The sequence below is a fragment of the Mycobacterium sp. genome (genome assembly GCF_035314665.1).
Taxonomy (GTDB): domain Bacteria; phylum Actinomycetota; class Actinomycetes; order Mycobacteriales; family Mycobacteriaceae; genus Mycobacterium.
Map to the genome: position 1 here is coordinate 23,324 of NZ_DATFZD010000414.1, position 6,226 is coordinate 29,549.

The 6,226-nt window shown below is 64.3% G+C and carries 7 protein-coding genes and 1 pseudogene; 6 read left to right on the plus strand and 2 right to left on the minus strand.

The window, feature by feature from the left end; translation table 11 throughout:
• Window positions 1–36: 36 nt before the first annotated feature.
• The 4 genes from VKI00_RS29860 (at window position 37) to VKI00_RS29875 (ending at window position 4,462) form a co-directional block, all read left to right on the plus strand.
• Window positions 37–552, plus strand: a complete 516-nt coding sequence (locus VKI00_RS29860; RefSeq protein WP_324444678.1) for an Lrp/AsnC family transcriptional regulator — start codon at window positions 37–39, stop codon at window positions 550–552.
• A 106-nt stretch (window positions 553–658) separates the two neighbouring features.
• Entirely contained in the window at window positions 659–1,579 is a 921-nt protein-coding gene (locus VKI00_RS29865; protein WP_324444680.1) for a metal-dependent hydrolase, read from the plus strand.
• Between the two features lie 14 nt (window positions 1,580–1,593).
• Entirely contained in the window at window positions 1,594–3,378 is a 1,785-nt protein-coding gene (locus VKI00_RS29870) for an SDR family oxidoreductase (RefSeq protein WP_414687332.1), read from the plus strand.
• A gap of 7 nt (window positions 3,379–3,385) precedes the next feature.
• The gene (locus tag VKI00_RS29875) at window positions 3,386–4,462 is read left to right on the plus strand and encodes a PDR/VanB family oxidoreductase (RefSeq protein ID WP_324444682.1); all 1,077 of its coding nucleotides are present in this window, start codon (window positions 3,386–3,388) and stop codon (window positions 4,460–4,462) included.
• Here VKI00_RS29875 and VKI00_RS29880 read toward each other — a convergent pair.
• Window positions 4,431–5,099: pseudogene (locus tag VKI00_RS29880) on the minus strand (DUF222 domain-containing protein); the annotation flags it as partial. The gene VKI00_RS29875 and the pseudogene VKI00_RS29880 overlap by 32 nt on opposite strands.
• Window positions 5,062–5,217, minus strand: a complete 156-nt coding sequence (locus tag VKI00_RS29885) for a hypothetical protein (RefSeq protein WP_324444684.1) — start codon at window positions 5,215–5,217, stop codon at window positions 5,062–5,064. The pseudogene VKI00_RS29880 and the gene VKI00_RS29885, both read right to left, overlap by 38 nt.
• A 268-nt stretch (window positions 5,218–5,485) precedes the next feature.
• Between VKI00_RS29885 and VKI00_RS29890 the strand changes: the two genes are divergently transcribed.
• Both VKI00_RS29890 and VKI00_RS29895 read left to right on the plus strand, forming a co-directional pair.
• On the plus strand, window positions 5,486–5,827 hold the full coding sequence (locus tag VKI00_RS29890; protein ID WP_324444686.1) for an XRE family transcriptional regulator: 342 nt from the start codon (window positions 5,486–5,488) through the stop codon (window positions 5,825–5,827).
• 10 nt (window positions 5,828–5,837) lie between these two features.
• The coding region (locus VKI00_RS29895) for a hypothetical protein (protein WP_324444688.1) at window positions 5,838–6,226 on the plus strand (389 nt) is incomplete at its 3' end.

Sequence of the window (6,226 nt, forward strand, 5' to 3'; positions counted from 1 at the left end):
TCAAAGACCCCGAAGGCACGGCTGTAGAATTCTTCTATGCCCGTAGAAACGACGGAAAGCTCGGTCACCGCGGGGGCCGCGCCGAAGGATCTTCGATCTGCCGGTCTCGACCATGTGGACCGCAGGATCTTGAGCCTGCTGCACGCGGACGCGCGCATCACCAATAGCGCGCTGGCCGCGGAACTCGACATCGCCGCGTCGACCTGTCACGGCCGGGTCCGTAGGTTGCTGGACTTGGGCGTCATTCGGGGCTTCTACGCCGACATCGACCCCGTTGCGGTCGGATTGCCGCTGCAGGCGATGATCTCGGTCAGCCTGCAATCCCACGCCCGCGGCAAGATCCGCGACTTCATCCAGCAGATTCGTCGCAGACCCCAGGTGATGGATGTCTACTTCCTGGCCGGGGCTGACGATTTCATCCTGCACGTCGCCGCGCGTGACACCGAGGACCTGCGCTCTTTCGTCGTCGAAAACCTCAACGCCCACGCCGACGTCGCGGGCACCCAGACGTCGCTGATCTTCGAACACCTGCGCGGGGCGGCGCCCATCTGAGCGCCCGGGGATTCCCGATACCGGGGGTACCGGTTATGCTGCTTGCAATACGGGTTTTAGACATTAGGCTCGATTTGTAAAGCTGCGCTGAAGGCAGGGATGCACGATGTTCACGGTCAACGACGACGCTGTCGGTCCTCATCTGCCACGTCGCGGGGATGCGGCCGATCACGAACGACTGGTTCTCGAGGCGCGCGACGTCGACTTCGACTGGACGAAGCTGCCGCTGCACTACGTGCCGGGTGAACCGTTCACCACCCACGTTCTCAATGTCTTGCACCTGCTGCTGCCGGCCGGCGAAGAGTTCTTCGTCGACGTGTTCAAGAAGACTTTGCCGCTGATCAAGGACGACCAACTGCGGCTCGATGTGCAGGGGTTCATCGGCCAAGAGGCGATGCATTCTCAAGCGCATTCCGGTGTGCTGGACTACTTCGCGGCCAACAACGTCGACGTGACGCCGTACACCGACCAGATCGCCTGGCTGTTCGGAAAGCTGATGGGCGACCGGCCCCGGTGGAGTCTGCGGCGACGGCACAGCTGGTTGCTCGAGCAGGTGGCGATCGTCGCGGCAGTCGAGCATTACACCGCGATTCTGGGAGAGTGGATTCTGGACACCCCGCAGCACGACGCGATCGGCACCGACCCGGTGATGCTGGACATGCTTCGCTGGCACGGTGCCGAGGAAGTCGAGCACAAGGCCGTCGCCTTTGACGTGATGAAGCATCTACGGGCCGGGTACTGGCGACAGGTGCGCACGCAGCTGGTGGTCACCCCGATGATGTTGCTGATGTGGGTGCGCGGGGTTCGATTCATGTACTCGGTCGACCGGCAACTGTCGCCTGGAACCAAACCGCGCTGGCGGTATTACTTCAACGCGGCGCGACGGGGCTTGGTGCCTGGTCCGCTGCGGTTCGTCCGGGTGATCGGCGCTTACTACAAGCCGAATTTCCATCCGTCACAGCTGGGCGGGGTCGAGCGGGCGGTCGACTACCTTGCCATCTCGCCCGCCGCCCGCGCGTCCCACTGAGCCACGAGGAATTGATGACCACGGTTTCGACTGCTAGTTCTGTCATTCCTACCCGCACCTCCGTGACCGCGTCCGACGGCGTCACGTTGGCTGTGCACGCCTACACGGAGATCGACCCGCAGCGGCCGACCGTTTTAGCGATTCACGGTTATCCAGATAACCACCACCTGTGGGATGGGGTGGCCGCGCACCTCGCGGGCCGATACAACTTCGTGGCGTACGACGTGCGTGGAGCCGGCGAATCGGAGCGCCCGCCGAGCAGGTCGGGTTACCGCTTCCCCCAACTGATCTCCGATGTCGGTGCGGTGATCGACAGTCTGGGTGTCGGGCAGGTGCACTTGCTGGCCCACGACTGGGGGTCGATTCAGGGCTGGGCCGCCGTCACCGACGACGCGGTGATGAGCAAGGTCGCGTCGTTCACGTCGATCTCGGGGCCGCACTTGAATTACGCGGGCAAGTTCCTGCGGTCACCGCGCACTCCGCGTGGCGTCTTCGATGTGGTCCGGCAGTTCATGGCGTCGGGATACATCTGGTTCTTTCTGTGCCCCGGTCTGCCGGAGTTGATGATTCGGTCCGGATTAGGCGTGAAAGTCATTGATGCGTTTGCGTGTATCGGCAACTCGAGCACCCGGACCCAATCTCCGGCGGCGGTACGGTCCACCGGCGACTACGTCAACGGCCTCAACCTGTACCGGGCCAACATGCCCGCGCCGTTTCTCGCCCCCGGCGCGCAACTGCCCGAGACCAATGTTCCGGTCCAGGTGTTGGTGCCGCGCATGGATATCTTCGTCACACCCGCGCTGCAGCGGTTTACCGGCTCAATCCCGTTGGGCAGCAGGGTAGTTCCGATCGAAGGCGGCCATTGGGTGGTGACCGCGCGTCCCGACGTCGTCGCCAGGTTGGCCGGAGAATGGATCGATCGAGTTGCCGGCGGCGTGGCGTCGCCGAGCACATCCGTCGTGGGCACCGGACGGCGTGACGTGCGGGGCAAGCTCGCTCTGGTCACCGGAGCGGGCGCCGGCATAGGCCGGGCCACCGCGGTCGAGCTGGCCCGGAAAGGTGCCCGCACCGTTGTGATCGTCGACCGTGACCTCGCCGCGGCAGAAGAGACTGCGGCAGCCGTCCGCGACATCGGTGCCGATGCGGCGGTCTACCGGGCCGACGTCGGCGACGAAGCGGCGATGAATCAGCTTGCCGCACAAGTCAACGACGAGCACGGTGTGGTGGACATCCTGGTGAACAACGCCGGCATCGGGATGGCGGGCCGGTTCCTGGAGACGACGCCGGCACATTGGGACAACATCTTGGCGGTGAACCTGCGCGGCGTGCTCAACGGAAGCCGGGTGTTCGGCACGCAGATGGTCGACCGTGGCCAAGGCGGCACCATCATCAATGTGTCGTCGGCCGCGGCGTTTCTGCCGTCGAAGTCGATGATCGCCTACGGCACAACCAAAGCCGCGGTGCTGGCGTTCAGCGAGTCACTGCGCGCCGACCTGGCCGACGAAGGCATCACGGTCACGGCGGTGTGCCCGGGGTTCGTCAACACGAATATCGCCAAAAGCACCGTCTACGCCGGGATGTCGGCCGATCAGCAGGATCGTGCCCGACAGAAGGCCGACGCCGCTTACCGGCGTCGCAACTACACACCGGAAGCCACCGCCAAGGCGATCGTCAAAGCCGTCAAGACGGGCCCGCCGGTATTGCCGATCGCGGCCGAATCCAGAGTCGGCTACGCGATGCGCCGCATCAGTCCCTCGCTGGTCCGTCTGCTTGCGCGCTACGACCTCCGGAAACAATAGCGGCGCTGTGACGCGATCGACCTGGGCTAGCAGGCCCGCCGACATCTACGGTCGCCGTAAGCGAGACCGGCTGTACACGGTGTTGTGGGGCATCGGCACGGTGCTCGGCGGGTTCGCCTCGGTGACTCGGTGGAAGCCGTCGCGGGTTGTGCCGGTGCAGCGGACGCACACCGCCGTCGTCACCAAGCGTGAGCTTCTCACGCCGGATGTGGTCGCGTTGACCCTGGCCGACGCGAGTGGCGGATTGCTGCCATCGTGGACGCCCGGCGGGCATATCGACGTCCAGCTGCCGTCCGGCCGGCGTCGCCAGTACTCGCTGTGCGGTCCGCTCGGCCGGCGGGTCGACTACCGCATTGTGGTGCGCCGGATCGCCGACGGCGGCGGCGGTTCGATCGAGATGCACGATGTATTCGACGTCGGCGACTCGCTGGTGTTCGAAGGTCCCCGTAACGCGTTCTATCGCGGCGCCGCCGAACGTGAGGTCTTATTTGTGATCGGCGGCATCGGAGTGACCCCCGTCCTGCCGATGATGCATGCAGCTCAGCAACGCGGAATCAACTGGCGTGCAGTCTATGCCGGCAGCAGTCGCGAATACATGCCGCTGCTGGACGAGGTGGTGGCCGTGGCTCCCGAGCGGGTCACCGTGTGGGCCGACGACGAGCGCGGCGGATTCGCTACTGTCGACGATTTGCTTGTCGATGCGGGTCCGACGACTGCGGTGTACGTCTGCGGGCCGACGGCGATGCTGGAATCGGTGCGCATCGCCCGCGACGAATACGCCAACGCGCCGTTGCACTACGAGCGGTTCAGCCCACCTCCGGTCGTCGATGGCATCCCGTTCGAGCTGGAGCTTGCGCGGTCCCGGCGGGTCCTCGGCGTTCCAGCCAACCGGTCGGCACTCGATGTCATGCTCGACGACGATCCGACGACGGCATACTCCTGCCGGCAAGGGTTCTGCGGGACCTGCAAGGTGAAAGTTCTTGGCGGGCAGGTCGATCACCGCGGTCGTACCGCGGAGGACGGCGGCGAGATGCTGGTGTGCGTCTCGCGTGCTAGCGGCGGTCGTGTGGTGATCGACGCCTGACGAGGCGTTCCGGATGGTGATAATCGTTGGTCCTGGCCTGACCGTGGTCGAGGTGCGGCGGCGGGATCCACTGGGTTTGGCCATTGGCGAGTTTGACTGTCCGCCAGCCTTTATCGACTAGCGTGTGGTCGGGTTTGCAGCCGAGGGTCAACTTGTCGATATCGGTCCGGCCGCCCCGGGCCCAGTCGTCGACATGGTGGATCTCCGTCCAGTATCCCGGTACATCGCAGCCCGGCGCCGTACAGCCGCGGTCCTTCGCGTAGAACACAACCCGCTGGTCCGCCGAGGCGATGCGTCGGGAGCGGCCCAAATACAACGGGCGGCTGTCGTGTTCATCGAACACCGCCAGGTAGTGGCAGGCGTGGCCCGCCATCCGAATCAGGTCGCGGATGGGCAACAGTGTCCCGCCGCCGGTGACCGCCTGTCCGGCAGCTGCGGCGAGTTCCTGCAGCGTGGTCGACACGATAACCGTGACCGGCAATCCGTTGTGCACTCCGAGTTTCGGGTCGCCCAACTGGCCGCGGACCAACGCGTTTAACGGATATGAGTGAGCAGGAAGAACTGGGGGCCTCGCCCCCTCGACGCGAGGCCCCCAGAGGCTACGACAGCCAGCGGAGTGGCGACAAGGGCTGCCAGCGCCGCGCCCACGCCAGGTCGGCGGCCACCGTCTCGGTCATGGGCGCGATGGCCGCGCTTGTTTCCTCAGCAGCGGGACCGGCCATCGTTTCGTCGCTGTCGATCAATTCATCAGCCACCACAATTCCTCCTCCAAGTCTCGAAGCTGCGCACGCAGCTCTGCGTTTTCACGTTCGAGCTGCGTCACGCGGTCGCGCATGACCTCCATCCCATCGGGGGCGAGTGGCATTCGAGTCGATGACTGAGACATGTCTCACAAAGTAGACACACAGACGCGTTCCTGACAAGTTAGCTCTCATTTATGAGACTAATATTTACGCCGCGCGATGTATCTATGCAGGCCAGCGGCATTTGAACCAGTCTCGGGATTGGTATAGCCTCTGCAGCATGTCACCACGCAAAGATGGGAACGGAAGACCACTGGAAAGCCTCTTGGCGTACGTGCTCGATGATGTCGGCGCACAGGACATCCAGCGGGCACTCGGGATCTCGGCCGCCACCTACTACCGGCGCAAGCAGCAGGAAGACTACCCCAGCGCCGACGAGCTGCTCCTGATCGCTCACTACTTTGGCATGAACCCCGTCAGCCTGTTGCTGAGCTTCGGACTAATCGACAAGGACGACACCCCGGCAGCGGGGCCGGTGGTCCCGCCTTTAGCGGTGATCACGAAGCGAGAGGTGAAGCCCCGTAAGAAGACGCCGGGACTGCGCGGCTCCTCAAGGTTCTAGGAAACGACTGATGCCCACCTATTGCACTCTGGTTGCCGTCGCCGTCGTTGCGACGGCAGGGAGCGTCTGGACCCGTCGCTACACCCTGCCCTCGAACTTCGACCGCCCCATCACACTCAGCCTGATAATGCAGTGCCTCGCGCTGTGGCTGATGGCCCCTTTCAGCGAGAGGTACGTCGGCACGGTGTTGCACGCCATCACCGGGCGCTGGAACGTGGGCGACCTGATCGGCAATATTTTCCTAATCGTCGCTGTCATAACAAGTTTCATGGGGGTTGCGTTCAGGCTCGCCGACGAGAACGAGGTGCGGGCGATTGTCTTTCAGCGGGTACTGCCCGCCGCCGAAGTCGCTATCGCGCTGATGCTCATGTTCTTCTGGCAGTCCAGTTGGCCCAAGTC

Coding starts and splice junctions, on each gene's coding strand:
- VKI00_RS29860 (WP_324444678.1), top strand. CDS start 37: ATGCCCGTAGAAACGACGGAAAGCTCGGTCACCGCGGGGGCCGCGCCG.
- VKI00_RS29865 (WP_324444680.1), top strand. CDS start 659: ATGTTCACGGTCAACGACGACGCTGTCGGTCCTCATCTGCCACGTCGC.
- VKI00_RS29870 (WP_414687332.1), top strand. CDS start 1,594: ATGACCACGGTTTCGACTGCTAGTTCTGTCATTCCTACCCGCACCTCC.
- VKI00_RS29890 (WP_324444686.1), top strand. CDS start 5,486: ATGTCACCACGCAAAGATGGGAACGGAAGACCACTGGAAAGCCTCTTG.